Annotated in this window: 13 protein-coding genes; all 13 read right to left on the bottom strand. The window is 71.9% G+C overall.

Annotated elements, in window-relative coordinates; genetic code table 11:
* Nucleotides 1-175 precede the first annotated feature (175 nt).
* The 13 genes from ACFWCK_RS14040 to ACFWCK_RS13980 all read right to left on the bottom strand — a co-directional run bounded on the left by ACFWCK_RS14040 (nucleotide 176) and on the right by ACFWCK_RS13980 (nucleotide 13966).
* Complete coding sequence (locus ACFWCK_RS14040) at nucleotides 176-1111, bottom strand: NAD(P)/FAD-dependent oxidoreductase (RefSeq protein ID WP_378806419.1); 936 nt, start codon at nucleotides 1109-1111, stop codon at nucleotides 176-178.
* A 120-nt stretch (nucleotides 1112-1231) separates the two neighbouring features.
* Nucleotides 1232-1561 (bottom strand): ferredoxin, encoded by a 330-nt coding sequence (gene fdxA / locus ACFWCK_RS14035; RefSeq protein WP_233311884.1) that lies wholly within the window; start codon nucleotides 1559-1561, stop codon nucleotides 1232-1234.
* Nucleotides 1558-2994, bottom strand: coding sequence for an FAD-dependent oxidoreductase (locus tag ACFWCK_RS14030; protein WP_378806417.1), 1437 nt, complete (start codon nucleotides 2992-2994; stop codon nucleotides 1558-1560). The genes fdxA and ACFWCK_RS14030 overlap by 4 nt, the downstream gene beginning before the upstream one ends.
* Entirely contained in the window at nucleotides 2991-3950 is a 960-nt protein-coding gene (gene cobA, locus ACFWCK_RS14025; protein WP_378806416.1) for a uroporphyrinogen-III C-methyltransferase, read from the bottom strand. Before cobA ends, ACFWCK_RS14030 begins: the two co-directional genes overlap by 4 nt.
* Nucleotides 3950-4912, bottom strand: coding sequence for an ABC transporter permease (locus ACFWCK_RS14020; RefSeq protein ID WP_378806415.1), 963 nt, complete (start codon nucleotides 4910-4912; stop codon nucleotides 3950-3952). The genes cobA and ACFWCK_RS14020 overlap by 1 nt, the downstream gene beginning before the upstream one ends.
* Entirely contained in the window at nucleotides 4902-5702 is an 801-nt protein-coding gene (locus ACFWCK_RS14015) for an ABC transporter ATP-binding protein (RefSeq protein ID WP_378806414.1), read from the bottom strand. The genes ACFWCK_RS14020 and ACFWCK_RS14015 overlap by 11 nt, the downstream gene beginning before the upstream one ends.
* A complete protein-coding gene (locus ACFWCK_RS14010; protein ID WP_378806413.1) occupies nucleotides 5699-6784 on the bottom strand; it encodes an ABC transporter substrate-binding protein in 1086 nt (361 codons plus the stop codon). The genes ACFWCK_RS14015 and ACFWCK_RS14010 overlap by 4 nt, the downstream gene beginning before the upstream one ends.
* Nucleotides 6785-6898: 114 nt before the next feature.
* Complete coding sequence (locus ACFWCK_RS14005) at nucleotides 6899-8269, bottom strand: sulfate adenylyltransferase subunit 1 (protein WP_378806412.1); 1371 nt, start codon at nucleotides 8267-8269, stop codon at nucleotides 6899-6901.
* Nucleotides 8269-9207, bottom strand: a complete 939-nt coding sequence (cysD, locus tag ACFWCK_RS14000; protein ID WP_233311876.1) for a sulfate adenylyltransferase subunit CysD — start codon at nucleotides 9205-9207, stop codon at nucleotides 8269-8271. The genes ACFWCK_RS14005 and cysD overlap by 1 nt, the downstream gene beginning before the upstream one ends.
* On the bottom strand, nucleotides 9204-9926 hold the full coding sequence (locus ACFWCK_RS13995) for a phosphoadenylyl-sulfate reductase (RefSeq protein ID WP_233311913.1): 723 nt from the start codon (nucleotides 9924-9926) through the stop codon (nucleotides 9204-9206). Before ACFWCK_RS13995 ends, cysD begins: the two co-directional genes overlap by 4 nt.
* 131 nt (nucleotides 9927-10057) lie before the next feature.
* On the bottom strand, nucleotides 10058-11779 hold the full coding sequence (locus tag ACFWCK_RS13990; protein WP_378806411.1) for a nitrite/sulfite reductase: 1722 nt from the start codon (nucleotides 11777-11779) through the stop codon (nucleotides 10058-10060).
* A 272-nt stretch (nucleotides 11780-12051) separates the two neighbouring features.
* Nucleotides 12052-13101, bottom strand: coding sequence for a hypothetical protein (locus tag ACFWCK_RS13985; protein ID WP_378806410.1), 1050 nt, complete (start codon nucleotides 13099-13101; stop codon nucleotides 12052-12054).
* Nucleotides 13102-13249: 148 nt separating this feature from the next.
* Nucleotides 13250-13966 carry a sirohydrochlorin chelatase gene (locus tag ACFWCK_RS13980; protein WP_378806409.1) on the bottom strand — a complete coding sequence of 239 codons (717 nt, stop codon included), beginning with the start codon at nucleotides 13964-13966 and terminating at the stop codon, nucleotides 13250-13252.
* Nucleotides 13967-14135: the final 169 nt, after the last annotated feature.

The following is a 14135-nucleotide window of genomic DNA, read 5'->3' as shown; positions in this document are numbered from 1 at the left end:
TGCCGGCTGAGCGGGGCCGGGGTCGCACTGCCGACCAGCGCGCTCGGGAGGAGATCTCGCGCTCGGGAGGAGTGGATCCCCAGATCCGTCCTCCCGGTCGAGGGAACTCCTCCCGAACGCGCACGGCGCGACGACGCGCACGGCGCGACGAGCGCACGTTCCGACCCCGGGCGCGTCAGTGCGCCGTCGCGACGCCGATCGAGTCGTGGATCATCACGGCGGCCACCCGCGCCCCGGCGCCGGCGGCGACGATGAGTTGCTGTGGCCCAGGGGAGGCGACGTCGCCCGCGGCGTACAGCCCTGGCACGCTGGTGCGGCCCGCACGGTCGGCCGCGAGGTGGCCGTGCGCGTCGAGGTCGGGTGAGAGCGCGGGCAGGAACGAGAGGTCGGTCTCCCACTCCGGGCGCACGAAGCCGCCCTCGACCGCGTGCACGGATCCGTCGACCAGACGGATGCCGGTGAGCGCCCCGCGCTCCCCGTGCAGCTCGGCGATCGGGCTGCGCTCGACCGCGATCCCCGCGGCCGCGAGCTCGGCCTCCTCTGCCGTGTCCACGGTGTCGGCGCCGTTCGTGAAGACCGTGAGCCGCTTCGTCCACCGTGCGATGAGCCGGGCGCGGGCGGCGAGATCAGTCGTCTCGCCGATGAGGGCGAGCGGGCGGTCCTGCAGTTCCCAGGCGTCGCAGGCCGCGCAGCTGAACAGGCTCACGCCGTAGAAGCCGCGCAGGTTCGGCACCTCGGGCAGCGTCTCGCGCAGCCCCGTGGCGAGGAGCACGCGATGAGCGGCGACCTGCGTCTCGGGTGTGCGACGGCCGATCCCGGCGACGAAGCCGGATCCGTCGGCCTCGATCTGGAACACCCGCTCGCGAGTGCGGATCGTGACGTTCGGGTAGGCGGCGAGCTCTTCCCGCGCGATCCGCCGCAGCTCGTGCGGGGGGATGCCGTCGCGGGTGAGGAAGCCGTGCGAGATGAGGGTCGCGGCGTTGCGCGGCCGATCTGCGTCGACCACGAGCACGCGCGCGAGTGAGCGGGCGAGGTTCAGCGCGGCCGAGAGCCCGGCCGGGCCCCCGCCCACGATGAGCACGTCGTAGGGATCGTCGATCGTGCCGGTCATGAGCTCGCCTCCTCGCGCGTCCCGTTCCGCCGACGATGTCCCGTACCACCGAGGTATCGGGCGGATCCGTCGGCGATGCGGGACAGGTTCTGCGATTCGGGACCGGATCCGAGTGGCGCCTCAGTCATGTCCGTCGGCCTGGGGCGGGAGCGCGGCGATGACGGGGTGGTCGAAGGCATAGGGCCCGACCTTGGCGGCTCCGCCCGGGGACCCGATCTCGTCGAAGAACGCGACGTTCGCCGTGTAGTAGTCGGTCCACTCGTCGGGCAGGTCGTCCTCGTAGTAGATTGCCTCGACCGGGCAGACCGGCTCGCAGGCGCCGCAGTCGACGCACTCGTCGGGGTGGATGTAGAGGGAGCGCTCACCCTCGTAGATGCAGTCCACCGGGCATTCGTCGATGCACGCGCGGTCCTTCACATCCACGCAGGGCAGCGCGATCACGTAGGTCATCGGGCGAGCGCCCCGGTGCTCGAGAGCGTCGTGCTGCGCGAGATCTCGACCTGCTCCTCGCGCGGCACGACCTTGACCCGCTCGCGGGTGTGCTCGTGCGCGGCGCCCAGGGCGCGCTCGTGCGCGTCGAGCTCGAGCCACCCGTCCCACGTGGTCACCTCGACCTCGCGCTCGGCGAGCAGGTCGAGGACGTCCGCCGTCTCGGTCGGGTCCGCGAGAAGGCCGGCCTCGGCGTCCTCGAGCAGGTTCGCGATGGTCTCGGTCGCGTCCGACTTGGTGTGCCCGATGAGGCCCACCGGACCGCGCTTGATCCAGCCGGTCGCGTACAGGCCCGTCGTGTCGTCGACGCGGCCGGCCTCGTTCGGCACCACGCCGCGCTGCGCGTCGAAGGGGGCGTCGACGATCGGCGAACCGAAGTAGCCCACCGCGCGGTACACGGCCGTGATCGGGTACTCGACGAACTCGCCGGTGCCCGAGACGGATCCGTCCTCGGCCGGAGCCGTGCGCTCGAAGCGCACCTTCTCGACGCGGTCGGATCCGACGATCTCCACCGGCGCGTGCCAGAAGTGCAGGTGCAGGCGGCGGGTCGCGCCCGTGCTCTCGCCGCGGTTCTCCGGGCGGTCGCGCCACGCGTTCAGCGTGCGCAGCATGATCTTCAGCTGGTTGTTCGGCGCCGAGGCCGGATCCACGCCCGCGAAGTCGGCGTCGTCGACGATGATGTCGACCCCGGCGACCTCGCCGAGCTCGCGGAGCTCGATCGGGGTGAACTTGATGTCGGCGGGCCCGCGGCGGCCGAACACGTGCACGTCGGTGACGGCGGAGGCCTCGAGCCCCGCGAGCACGTTGTCCGGCACCTCGGTGCTGCGCAGGTTCTCCGGCAGCTTGGCGAGGATGCGGGCGACGTCGAGCGCGACGTTGCCGTTGCCGATCACCGCGACCTGCTCGTCCACGAGCGGCCAGGTGCGGGGCACGTCGGGGTGGCCGTCGAACCACGAGACGAAGTCGGCGGCGCCATAGGAGCCGGGCAGGTCGACGCCGGGGATGCGCAGGGCGGCGTCGCGGATCGCGCCCGTCGCGAGTACCACGGCGTGGTAGCGGGCCTGCAGCTCGTCGACCGACACATCGCGGCCGACCTCGATGTTGCCGAGGAAGCGGATGGTGCGACGATCGGCGTCGACGCCCTGAGCGTCGAGCATCTCGTGCAGGGAGTTCACGATGCCCTTGATGCGCGGATGGTCGGGGGCGACGCCGTAGCGGATCAGTCCGTAGGGCGCGGGGAGCGACTCGAACAGGTCGATCTCGACGGTGCGGAACGTGCTGCCGTCGGCACGGGCTGCCACGGCGTTCGCGAGGATGTTGCCGGCGTAGATCCCGGCGGGGCCTGCGCCGACGATCGCGACGCGGAGCGGGGCGGAGGGGTGAAGGTCGGTCACGGCTGCAGGGTCTTTCGGTCGGATCGGGTGGAGGAGAGGGCCAGCACCGGCGCCTCTGCGCGCGAGACTGCATCTTCGTCGCGAGACTGCACGACAATCGTGCTGTTTCGAGACGCCGTTGCTGTCTCGCTGGTGGGGCGAGGGGGGCGCAGGGCGCCGCGTTTCGTCTCGGTCGCGCTGCGCGCGTCCTCGCTCAACGACCCCAGGCGGAAGGGTTCGGTCTGGGAGGGGGCGGCGTGCGGGCTCAGCCGCACCACGTCGCCGACGACGACGACGGCGGGGTTGCGCACCTGGCGCACCGCGGCGACGGCGGCGACCGTGCCGAGGGTCGCGATCGTGACGCGCTCGCCGGATCCGTAGCCGTCCTCGACGATCGCGACGGGGCAGTCCGCCCCGCGGTCACCGCGGGCGAGGATCGCCGCGGTGTGCGCGAGCGTGCCGATGCCCATGAGCAGCACCACCGTGTGGTCGGATCCGCCGGACAGCTGCTCGATCGGGTCGTGCCCGCTCGCGACGGTGAAGGCCGTGGCGACACCGCGGTGGGTGAGCGGGATGCCGGCGACGGCGGGCACCGAGATGGCGCTGGTGATGCCCGGCACGACCTGTACTGCGATGCCTTCGGCCTCGCAGTACAGCGCCTCCTCGCGGCCGCGGCCGAGCACGAACGGGTCGCCGCCCTTGAGGCGCACGACCTCCCGGCCGGCGCGCGCATGCCGCACCAGCAGGGCGTTGATCTCGTGCTGCGGCACGGGGTGGTGCCCCGGGGTCTTGCCGACGTCGATCACCTCGGCGGTGAGCACGACGCCCTCCGCGGCGAGCTGGTCGAGTACGGCGCGTGCGCCCAGACGGTCGGCGACGATCACGTCGGCGCGCTCGAGGGCGCGCAGGCCGCGGATCGTGAGCAGGCCGGCGTCGCCGGGGCCGGCCCCGACGAGGGTGACGGTTCCGTTGGTCATCATGCGCCTCCGAGCAGAAGTCCGCGCCGGCGCAGCACGGCGCGCTCGAGCGGCGCGAACAGCGCCAGCTCGATGAGGATGCCGATCGCGAGGATCAGCAGGATGGTGGAGAGGACCCCGGGCAGATCGGCGAGCTGCCGAGCCTGGTCCAGCATCGTGCCGAGGCCGAAGCCGAGAGTGCCGCCCGTGGTGATGATCTCCGCGGCCATGAGCGAGCGCCAGGAGAACGCCCAGCCCTGCTTGATGCCGCCGAGATAGCCGGGGAGTGCGGCGGGCAGCACGATCGCGGTGGCAGCCTGCCAGCGGCTCGCGCCGAGCACGGTGCCCACACGGCGCAGCTGCGGAGGCACCTGGTCGATGCCGGAGAGCAGCCCGTTCACGATCGAGGGCACGGCGCCCATCAGGATCACGAAGTACGCGGTCGCGTCCGTCAGCCCGAACCAGATGATCGCGGCGGGCACCCAGGCCACGCTCGGCAGCACCATGAGCCCGGAGATGAGCGGCCCGGCGGCCCGGCGCAGCAGCTTCCACTCGGCCAGCAACAGGCCGATCGGGGTGCCGATGACGATCGCGATGACGAAGCCGATGAGGCCGCGCTCGAGGCTCGTGGCCACCGACTCCTGCAGACGGCCGGACGCCCACGCGTCGCCGAACGCGCCGAGCACGTCGAGCGGACCGGGCGCCTTGTCGGGTCGCGGACGCGCGATCATCACGTACAGCTGCCAGGCGGCGACGAGCAGCACGAGCAGGATGACGGGCGGCAGGATCGTGCCGAAGCGCTTGCGCAGACCGGATCCGGATCCGATCTCGGTCGTCTGCAGGCGGTCGAGGCCGGCTTCGAGGCGGGACAGCTCGTCGGCGGCCTTCCGCCCGGTCCCTGAGCTTGTCGAAGGGGCGTGTCCGGTACTCGGGGAGGTCGCTTCGACAAGCTCAGCGACAGGGAGAGTCTTCTCAGTCGGCATTGCGGCGGATCTCCTTCCGCAGCTCGACGGTGATTTCGGCGGCCAGCGCCGACACCTCGGGCGATTCGATGCGGCGGCCGCGGGTGCGGGCGACGCGCCACTCGCGCGAGATCCGGCCCGGGCGGCTGCCGAGCAGCACCACGCGCTCACCGAGGCGGGCCGCCTCGCGCACGTTGTGCGTCACGAAGACGATGGTGCGGCCGGTCTCGCGCCACACGTTCTCCAGCACCTCGTGCAGCAGGTCGCGGGTGATCGCGTCGAGCGCGGCGAACGGCTCGTCCATGAGCAGCACCGGCCGGTCCTGGGCAAGGGCGCGGGCGAGCGCGACGCGCTGCCGCATGCCGCCGGAGAGCTCGTGCGGGCGCTTGTCCGCGGCGTCGGCGAGGTTCACGATCCCGAGCAGGCGCAGCGCCTCGGCCCGGCGCTCCGCGCGCGGCACCCCGCGCAGACGCAGGGCGAGCTCGACGTTGCGTCGGGCGCTCAGCCACGGCATGAGGGCCGCGTCCTGGAACATCACGGCCGCGCCCTCGTCCGGAGCCGTCAGCGAGCCCGAGGTCAGCGGCTCGAGGCCGGCGATGAGGTTCAGCAGGGTGGACTTGCCGCAGCCGCTCGCGCCGAGCAGGCAGACGAACTCTCCCGGCGCGATGTCGAGCGAGACGTCGTCGAGCACGACGGGGCCGGATCCGTACCGCTTGGTCACGTGCGCGAGGCGCACGGCCGGATCCACCGGATCCGGTGCGGGCAGGACCGGGGTGACCCCGTCGAAGCTCGGCGCGAGCGGGGCGGTCATTTCTTCGTTCCCAGCCCGCCGTCGTCGACCGCGGCCTCGTCGCGCTCCTTGAGAGCCGCGTTCAGCGCGGTGAGGTCGAACAGGCCGTCGATCGAGCCCTTCGTCTGCGTGCCCGCCGTGACACCGTTCTTCACGAGCGTCGCGAAGGCCTTCGCGTTCGGATCGGCCGAGAACGACACCGTGCTGAGCGCCTTGGTCAGCACCGCGTCCGAGAGCGGCTTGCCGGTCGCGGCCTTGAGCGCGTCGTTGACCGCACCGGGCAGTTCGGTCTTGTGCTTCGCGATCCAGTCCAGGGAGTCGAGGTGACCCGCCACCAGCTCCTTCACGGCGCCGGGGTGCTTGTCGGCGAAGTCCTTGCTGACCAGCAGGACCGTGGTCGGGAAGGTTCCGCCGGGCCACAGGTCGCGCTCGTCCTGCAGGACGTGCCCGCCGGCCTCGACGACCAGACGCGAGGCCCACGGCTCGGGAACCCAGGCGCCGTCGACCTGTCCGTTCTTGAAGAGCGTCAGGGTCTGCGCGTTCTCGGTCGGCGTGATGGTCACATCGCCGCCGCCCGTGACGCTGGTCTTCAGCCCCTTCGAGGAGAGCCAGGTGCGCAGTGCCACGTCCTGCGTGTTGCCGAGCTGCGGTGTGGCCAGGGTCTTGCCCTTGAGGTCTGCGGCGCTGGTGATGCCGTCGCGCACCACGAGAGCCGCGCCGCCGCTGGTCGCGCCGGCGATCACGCGCACGGAGGCGCCGCCCGATTTGATGAACGAGTTGATCGCCGGGTTCGGGCCGATGTAGGCCGCGTCGATCGCGCCCGCGGTGAGCGCCTCGATGGCCGCGGGTCCCGCGTTGAACACCTCGGTCTTGAGCTGGGTCGCGCCGAGCTCCTTCTGGATCAGGCCCTCCTGCAGGCCGATGAGGGCCGGGGTGTGCGTGACCGTGGCGAAGTAGCCCAGGTGCAGCTCCGCGAGGTCGTCGTGCGTCGGGGAGGCGGACGGGCCTGAGGCCGCAGCCTGGCCGGAGGCGCAGCCGGCGAGCATCGCCATCGCGAGTCCGAGAGAGGTGAGGGCCGTGCTGATGCGGGTCTTGCGATTCACTGTCGCCTCCTTAGGGCGTTTCTTGGGTGGGGGTCAAGGTCGGTCATTGAGCCTGTCGAAATGACCGAGGTCCGGGGCTGGTCCCTTCGACAGGCTCAGGGACCGGGGGTGTGGTCAGCCGGCGGCGACGACGGTGGCGGCGGCCAGCGTCGCCCCGTCGACCGGGTGGATGAGCAGCAGCGCGCCGCCCTCCCGGTCATCGGCGTAGGGCTCCAGGGGCAGAGCGGACGCGAAGCGGATCCGCACGCGGCCGATCTCGTTCACGGCCAGCTCGGCCGCGTCCTCGAGCGCGAGCGTGTCCAGGTCGCGGCGCGAGAGCACCTCGGTCACGATCGCCTGCACCGTGGCGGTGCCGTGCTTGGCGAGCACGCGGGTACCCGGGGTGATCGCGCGCACGTCGAGCTGGAAGATCTCGACCTCGGCCTCGGTGTGCCCGCTCGGCACGGTGCCGACCGTCGCGATGAGGGCGCCGCGGGCGGCGTCCACCTCGTCGGCGAGGGTCACGGCGATCGACTGCGCGGTGTGCGCGGTCTCCGCCACCCGGCCGGCGACGCGGATCCCCGTCACGGTCGTCTCGTACCCGCCGGGGAAGACCTGCACGCGGTCGCCGACCCGGACGGATCCGCTCGACACTCGCCCGGCGAACCCGCGGTAGTCGCGCAGCGCGTCGGCCTCGGCGCCGTCGATCAGCGCGGAGATGCCTCCCTGCGGGCGGATCACGGTCTGCACGGGAAGGCGGAACGCGGCATCCTCCTCGGCCTGGCGGGCGGGGAGGGTCTCGAGCAGTTCGCGCAGGGTCGGACCGTCGTACCAGGAGGTGCGCGCCGACCGATCGACGATGTTGTCGCCCTCGAGCGCGGAGACCGGGATCACATGCGTGTCGATGAGGCCGAGCTCGGCCGCGACGGCGAGGGCCTGCTCCTCGACGGCGCGGAACCGCTCCTCGTCGAAACCGGTGAGGTCGATCTTGTTCACGGCGATCACGACGTGCGGCACACGCAGCAGCGACACCACGGCGAGGTGCCGCCGGGTCTGTTCGACCACGCCCTTGCGCGCGTCGATGAGCACGACCACGGCGTCGGCCGTCGCGGATCCAGTGACCATGTTGCGGGTGTACTGCACGTGACCGGGGCAGTCGGCGAGGATGAAGCTGCGCGCGTCGGTCGCGAAGTAGCGGTAGGCGACGTCGATCGTGATGCCCTGCTCGCGCTCGGCGCGCAGGCCGTCGGTGAGCAGGGCGAAGTCGAACTCGCCGTGCGCGAAGCCGCGGTCGGCCGAGGTGCGCGCGACCTGCTCGAGCTGGTCGGCGAGGATCGCCTTCGCGTCGTGCAGCAGCCGGCCGACCAGGGTCGACTTGCCGTCGTCGACGGATCCGGCCGTCGCGAAGCGGAACAGCGTGGTGTCGCGGAGCAGCGCGCCCGCCCCCTCGGGGCCGCGGAGCGAGGACGGCGCAGCCGACCGGGACGAAACGTCGATCGTGCTCATCAGAAGTATCCGTTCTTCTTGCGGTCCTCCATGGCGGCCTCGCTGATCCGGTCGTCGGCGCGCGTGGCGCCGCGCTCGGTGAGCGTGGAACGGGCGACCTCGGCGACCACCTGGTCGACGGTCGTCGCGTCGGAGGTGACCGCGCCGGTGCAGCTGGCGTCGCCGACCGTGCGGTAGCGGACCACACGGCGCTCGACCTGCTCGCTCTCGCGAGGCTGGGCGTGCTCGTTCACGGCCCACCACATGCCGTCGCGGCGGAACACGTCGCGCTCGTGCGCCAGGTACAGGGGCGGCAGGGCGATGCGCTCGCGGGCGATGTAGCGCCAGACGTCGAGCTCGGTCCAGTTCGAGATCGGGAACGCCCGCACATGCTTGCCCGGGGTGTGCCGGCCGTTGTAGAGGCTCCACAGCTCCGGGCGCTGGTTGCGCGGATCCCACTGCCCGAACTCGTCGCGCAGCGAGATGATCCGCTCCTTGGCGCGCGCCTTGTCCTCGTCACGGCGTGCGCCGCCGAAGACGGCGTCGTGCTTCCCCGCGGCGATCGCGTCGAGCAGCGGCTGGGTCTGCAGCACGTTGCGGGTGCCGTCGGGGCGCTCGGCGAGCCGGCCGTCGTCGATGTAGTCCTGCACGCGGGCGACCTCGAGCGTGAGCCCGAGGCGTTCGACCGTCTCGTCGCGGAACCGGATGACCTCGTCGAAGTTGTGCCCGGTGTCGACGTGCAGCACCGGGAAGGGGATCCGGCCCGGTGCGAAGGCGCGCGCGGCGAGGTGCAGCACGAGCACGGAGTCCTTGCCGCCCGAGAACAGCAGCACGGGGCGCTCGAACTCGGCCACCACCTCGCGGATGATGTGGATAGCTTCGGCCTCGAGCAGGTCGAGCCCGGTCAGGGAGCCGGCGTCGGCGTCGGCGCGCGCGGGCAGAGTGTCGATGATGCTCATACGTGGAGTCCGCATTCGGTCTTGGCGAGTCCGGCCCAGCGGCCGGAGCGGGGGTCTTCGCCCGCGGCGACGGGCTTGGTGCACGGCGCGCAGCCGATCGAGGGGTAGCCGTTGGCGACGAGGGGGTTCACCACCACCTCGTTCGCGGTGGCGTAGTCGATGAGGTCGTCGAACGACCACGCCGCGACGGGGTTCACCTTGATGAGTCCGTTGCGCTCGTCGAACGTGATCAGGGGCGTGTTCGCCCGGGTGGGCGCCTCTTCGCGGCGCACGCCGGTGAACCAGACCTCGTAGCCGCCGAGCGCCTGGTGCAGCGGGGCGACCTTGCGCAGTTCGCAGCATCGCGCCGGATCCGTCTTGTAGAGATCAGTGCCGTGGGCGGCGTCCTGCTCGCGCACGGTCTGCGCGGGCTTGACGTCGACGATGCGCACGTCGAGCGTGCGCGCGACCTCGTCGCGGGTGAAGGTCGTCTCGAGGAAGTGGTAGCCCGTGTCGAGGAACAGCACGTCGACGCCAGGGATCGCCTCGGCCACGAGGTGCGGCAGTGCAGCGTCGGCCATCGAGCAGGCGACGGCGGCGAGGCGCGGCGAGACGTTCGCCGCGACCCAGGCGACGACCTCGGCGGGCGAGGCCTCGTCGGCGGATCCGCTGCGCAGCTCCGCGGCGCCGCGCTCGGCGAGTGCTCGCAGTTCGTCGAGCGAGCGGCGGGCCGGGCGCAGGTCGAGTCCGACAGGCGTCCCGTTCTGTCGAGCCTGTCCCGCATCGCGGACGGATCCGTGGATCTCCTCGGCGGAAGGGGACAACGTCGGCGATTCGGGACGCGCATCCTCCGGTCGCGACGCCACGGTGCTCACTGCAGGGCCTCCTCGTCGGCGCGATGCGCCCAGACCGCGAAGGTCTCGTCCGCTCCGGTGCGGTCCTGGAGGTAGCGGCGGATCACGCGCTCGGCGTAGTCGGCGATGCCGTCCGCCGGCACCTTCAGGCCGCGGACGGTGCGGCCAAGGCCCGCCTCCTCGCGGTCCGCGTTGGCGAGGCCGCCGCCGAGGTGCACCTGGTAGCCGGGCACCTGCTCGCCGTCGATCATGACGAGCTGACCCTTGAGCCCGATGTCGGCGGTCTGGATCCGCGCGCAGGAGTTCGGGCAGCCGTTGACGTGCAGGGTGATCGGGCGGCCGATCTCGGGCTCCAGGGCGCCGAGGCGCTCCTCGAGCTGCGTGATCGCTTGGGCCGCGTTGACCTTGGTCTCCACGATCGCGAGCTTGCAGAACTCGATGCCGGTGCAGGCGATCGTGCCGCGGCGGAACAGACTCGGACGGGCCTCGAGACCGAGCTTCGACAGGCCCGTGACGAGCGACTCGACCCGTTCCTCGGCGACGTCGAGCACGAGCAGCTTCTGGTACGGCGTGGTGCGGATCCGGGTGGATCCGTGCTCCTCGGCGAGATCGGCGAGAGCGGTCAGCGCCGAGCCGGAGACTCGCCCGACGGCCGGTGCCGCGCCCACGTAGAACAGGCCGTCCTTCTGGCGGTGCACGCCCACGTGGTCGCCCCGGCCGACCGGCTTCGGAGCGGCGGGGCCATCGGGCAGCGGCGTATCGAGGTACTCGGTCTCAAGCACCTCGCGGAACTTCTCGGTGCCCCAGTCGGCGAGCAGGAACTTCAGCCGCGCCTTGTTGCGCAGTCGCCGGTAGCCGTAGTCGCGGAACAGCCGGGTGACCCCGTGCCAGACCTCGGCGACGCGGTCGGGCGTGACGAACGCGCCGAGGCGCTCGCCGAGACGGGGGACGGTGGACAGGGCGCCGCCGACCCAGAGGTCGTAGCCGATGCCCAGCTCGGGGTGCTCGAAGGCGACGAACGCGCAGTCGTTGATCTCGTGCACGACGTCCTGGCTGGGGTGCCCGGTGATCGCGGTCTTGTACTTGCGCGGAAGGTTCGCGAGCGTCTCGTCGCCGATGAACCGCTCGGCGATCTCGAAGATCTGCGGGGTGGGGTCGATGATCTCGTCCGCGGCGATGCCGGCGACCGGGGATCCCAGGATCACGCGCGGCACGTCGCCGCAGGCCTCGGTGGTGCTGAGCTCGACGTCCTCGAGGCGGCGCCAGATCTCGGGCACGTCCTCGACGCGGATCCAGTGCAGCTGGATGTTCTGCCGGTCGGTGAGGTCGGCGGTGTCGCGGGCGAACTCGGTCGAGATCCCGCCGATCACGCGCAGCTGCGCGGTCGTGAGCTGTCCGCCGTCGATGCGGACGCGCAGCATGAAGTACTCGTCCTCGAGCTCGTGCGGCTCGAGCTGGGCCGTGCGACCGCCGTCGATCCCGGGCTTGCGCTGCGTGTACAGCCCCCACCAGCGGAAGCGGCCGTGCAGGTCGGTCGGGTCGATCGACGCGAACCCGCCCTTCGCGTACTCGTTCTCGATCCGCTCGCGCACGTTCAGGCCGTTGTCGGCGAGCTTGAACTCCTCGTTGCCGTTCAGCGGCTCCGTGCCGTCGACGGCCCACTGGCCGTGCGGCTTGGTGGGCACGCGGGCGGTGCGGGTGCGGGCACCGCGCACAGGGGCGATCGCTTCGGGAGGCATGCGGACAAGCTACGTGCGGATCCGCTCGGACGCTCGTGTGTGTCGGCGGCGCCGACACGGAGCGTCATTGTTCGACATGGTCCAGTTTCCTCCGGGGAGGATGCTGTTCAATGGAGCGCCCGCGGTGCGGCTTTCGGGCGGGGGATCCGGTCGCCCGCACGCTCGGGAGGAGAACGCAGCCACGGGCGGAGCGGATCCGCGAATGCCTCCTCCGGAACGCGAGGACTCCGCCCGAGCGCGAGCGCGGGCGGAGTCCTCGAGCGCGATACGGATCAGTGCGCGAGGTACGGCACGCGCTCCCAGCTCAGCACCTGGTCGGCGCCGGGCCTGTTGATCGTGACGCGCAGCCAGTCCTTGTTGTTCGAGGATCCGTCGACCGTCAGGCGCGTGAGGTTGTCGGCTGCGCCGGTGACGCCGTAGGTCGCCAGCCACGGCGAGCCCGCCGCGAGCGGCCGGTCGTCGTTGAAGACGTGGCTGTCGCCGTTGATCAGGTAGACCTCGCCGTCGAAGGCGCTCGACTCGTCCACCAGGGTCTGCACGAGCGGCTGGAACGCCGAGATGTCCGTCCAGGCGGGGGTGTAGGTCGGGTCGAACATGTCGGCCTGCAGCAGCACCATCACCGCGCGGTCGTGCTTCTGCTTCGCCGTGGCGAAGGTGCTCTTCACGAGCGAGATCGCGTTCGCCATGCGCGCCTGCTCCGCGGCGAGCTGCTCGGGCCGGGCGGTCGTGTCGCCGAGGCCCGCCCACGGCTGGACGCCGTCGTCGCTGCCGACCACGTGCACCACGGCGAAGTCGACGCCGTCGCGGCGCAGGGACACGTTCTCCGGGAAGCCGGCCGCCGTCTGCGCATCGACCTTCACGGGCTTCTGCCCGAGGGAGACACCGGGGTTCGCGAAGAACACCGAGCGATCGTAGGCGAGGCGCTCGAGCGGGTTGTACGCGCCGTTGTTCGCACGGTGGCAGTCGGTCCACTCGTTGTCGCCCGGGGTGTAGATCAGCGGATTGGCGAAGGTGTCGAAATCGCCCTTGATCTGCTGGTACAGCGCGTCGTCGCAGCGGGTCGACCCGTTCTTGATGTCGCCGACGTGGAACGTCATCGCCGGATCCGCGGCGTTGATCTCCTGGATCCACTGCGGGAACAGCGCCTGCTGGGCGGCGCCGTACGGGACGTCGCCGATCACGGCGAACGAGTAGTGGCCGGCCTTGTCCTGGCCGGGCACGTCGTGACCGGGCGTCTCAGCGGCGAAGGCGGGGGCGCTGCTCGCCGCGACGAGGGCGAGAGCGGCGGCCGTCGCCGCCATCAGAGTGCGGGGGAGGGGCATGCGGTCTCCTTGGTTCGGGGCGTCGGCGCCGACGCCGTATCCACCTTCGCGCTCGAGGTGGCGGCGTGAGTGGACACGGCGTGAACGGAGCGGGAACAGCTCGCCGGGGGACCGGGCGGTCGCGGTGAGCGAAGCGGCACGCCGCCGCTCAGTGCCCTCGGAGCTGCCTGAGCTCGGCCTCGCCCGCGAGATAGCGGTCCACGACGAGATCCACGAGCGGCGCGGGCGGCTCCCCGCCGTCGAGCAGCGGCTCGGTGAGCAGCGCGGATCCGGCGACGCGTTCGGCCACATCGAAGAAGTAGCCGTGCGCGAGCAGGTAGGTCGCGACGGCGGCATCGGGGTGGAGTGCCCGCGCCGCGGTCAGGCTCGGCTCTCGCGCAGCGAGGTAGGCGGGCACGACGGCGCGTCCGAGCTCCTCGCTCAGCAGTGCGGCCATCGCCTCGGCATCGGGAAGCGAACGCGGATCCCGGGATCCCGCGACCGCCAGCACGACCGGACGATCGGTGCCGCCCCCGGGGTGCGCCGCCGCATCGGCGTCCTCGATCCGGAGCGCGAGCACCTTCGCGAGGCGCGGATCGGGTCCGAGCGGATCCGTGACGACTGCGTCCGAGTGCTCCGAAACGGCCCGCCCCAGGTCCACCCGAACGTGGAAGCCCTGCGACAGCAGCAGCGGCACCACGACCACGGCTCCCTCGAGCGCGGCGAGGGCCGTGGGGGCGTCGGGCTGCTGCACGTCGACGAAGCCGGAGCGCACGGCGACGTCCGGCAGCCGCTCGGCGACCCGGCGCACCAGCAGTGCGATCGCGGCGGCGCCGGCGGCGTCGGAGGTGCCGTGCGAGACGGCGAGCAGCGCGGGGCGGGGCATGGGGGGAGTGTAGGCCGACTCGGTGTCCGCCGCCCCGGTCGCTCGTCACACGGTGACATCGCGCGGAAGGCGCCGCACCGGACAGGCCGCCTCGCGCCGGTGCGGCCGCTCGCGGCGGGTGAGCCGAACCCGAAACCGTCCGAAAGGTGGAGGCCGGCGGGAGGCGGTG

Source organism: Microbacterium sp. NPDC060117, assembly GCF_042729315.1.
Lineage (GTDB): Bacteria > Actinomycetota > Actinomycetes > Actinomycetales > Microbacteriaceae > Microbacterium.
The sequence above is the reverse complement of the archived record's forward strand: the minus strand, read 5'-3'. Positions and strand labels throughout refer to the sequence as shown.

Coding starts and splice junctions, on each gene's coding strand:
- ACFWCK_RS13980 (WP_378806409.1), bottom strand. CDS start 13,966: ATGCCCCGCCCCGCGCTGCTCGCCGTCTCGCACGGCACCTCCGACGCC.
- ACFWCK_RS14005 (WP_378806412.1), bottom strand. CDS start 8,269: ATGAGCACGATCGACGTTTCGTCCCGGTCGGCTGCGCCGTCCTCGCTC.
- cysD (WP_233311876.1), bottom strand. CDS start 9,207: ATGAGCATCATCGACACTCTGCCCGCGCGCGCCGACGCCGACGCCGGC.
- fdxA (WP_233311884.1), bottom strand. CDS start 1,561: ATGACCTACGTGATCGCGCTGCCCTGCGTGGATGTGAAGGACCGCGCG.
- ACFWCK_RS13985 (WP_378806410.1), bottom strand. CDS start 13,101: ATGCCCCTCCCCCGCACTCTGATGGCGGCGACGGCCGCCGCTCTCGCC.
- cobA (WP_378806416.1), bottom strand. CDS start 3,950: ATGACCAACGGAACCGTCACCCTCGTCGGGGCCGGCCCCGGCGACGCC.
- ACFWCK_RS14015 (WP_378806414.1), bottom strand. CDS start 5,702: ATGACCGCCCCGCTCGCGCCGAGCTTCGACGGGGTCACCCCGGTCCTG.
- ACFWCK_RS14020 (WP_378806415.1), bottom strand. CDS start 4,912: ATGCCGACTGAGAAGACTCTCCCTGTCGCTGAGCTTGTCGAAGCGACC.
- ACFWCK_RS13990 (WP_378806411.1), bottom strand. CDS start 11,779: ATGCCTCCCGAAGCGATCGCCCCTGTGCGCGGTGCCCGCACCCGCACC.
- ACFWCK_RS14040 (WP_378806419.1), bottom strand. CDS start 1,111: ATGACCGGCACGATCGACGATCCCTACGACGTGCTCATCGTGGGCGGG.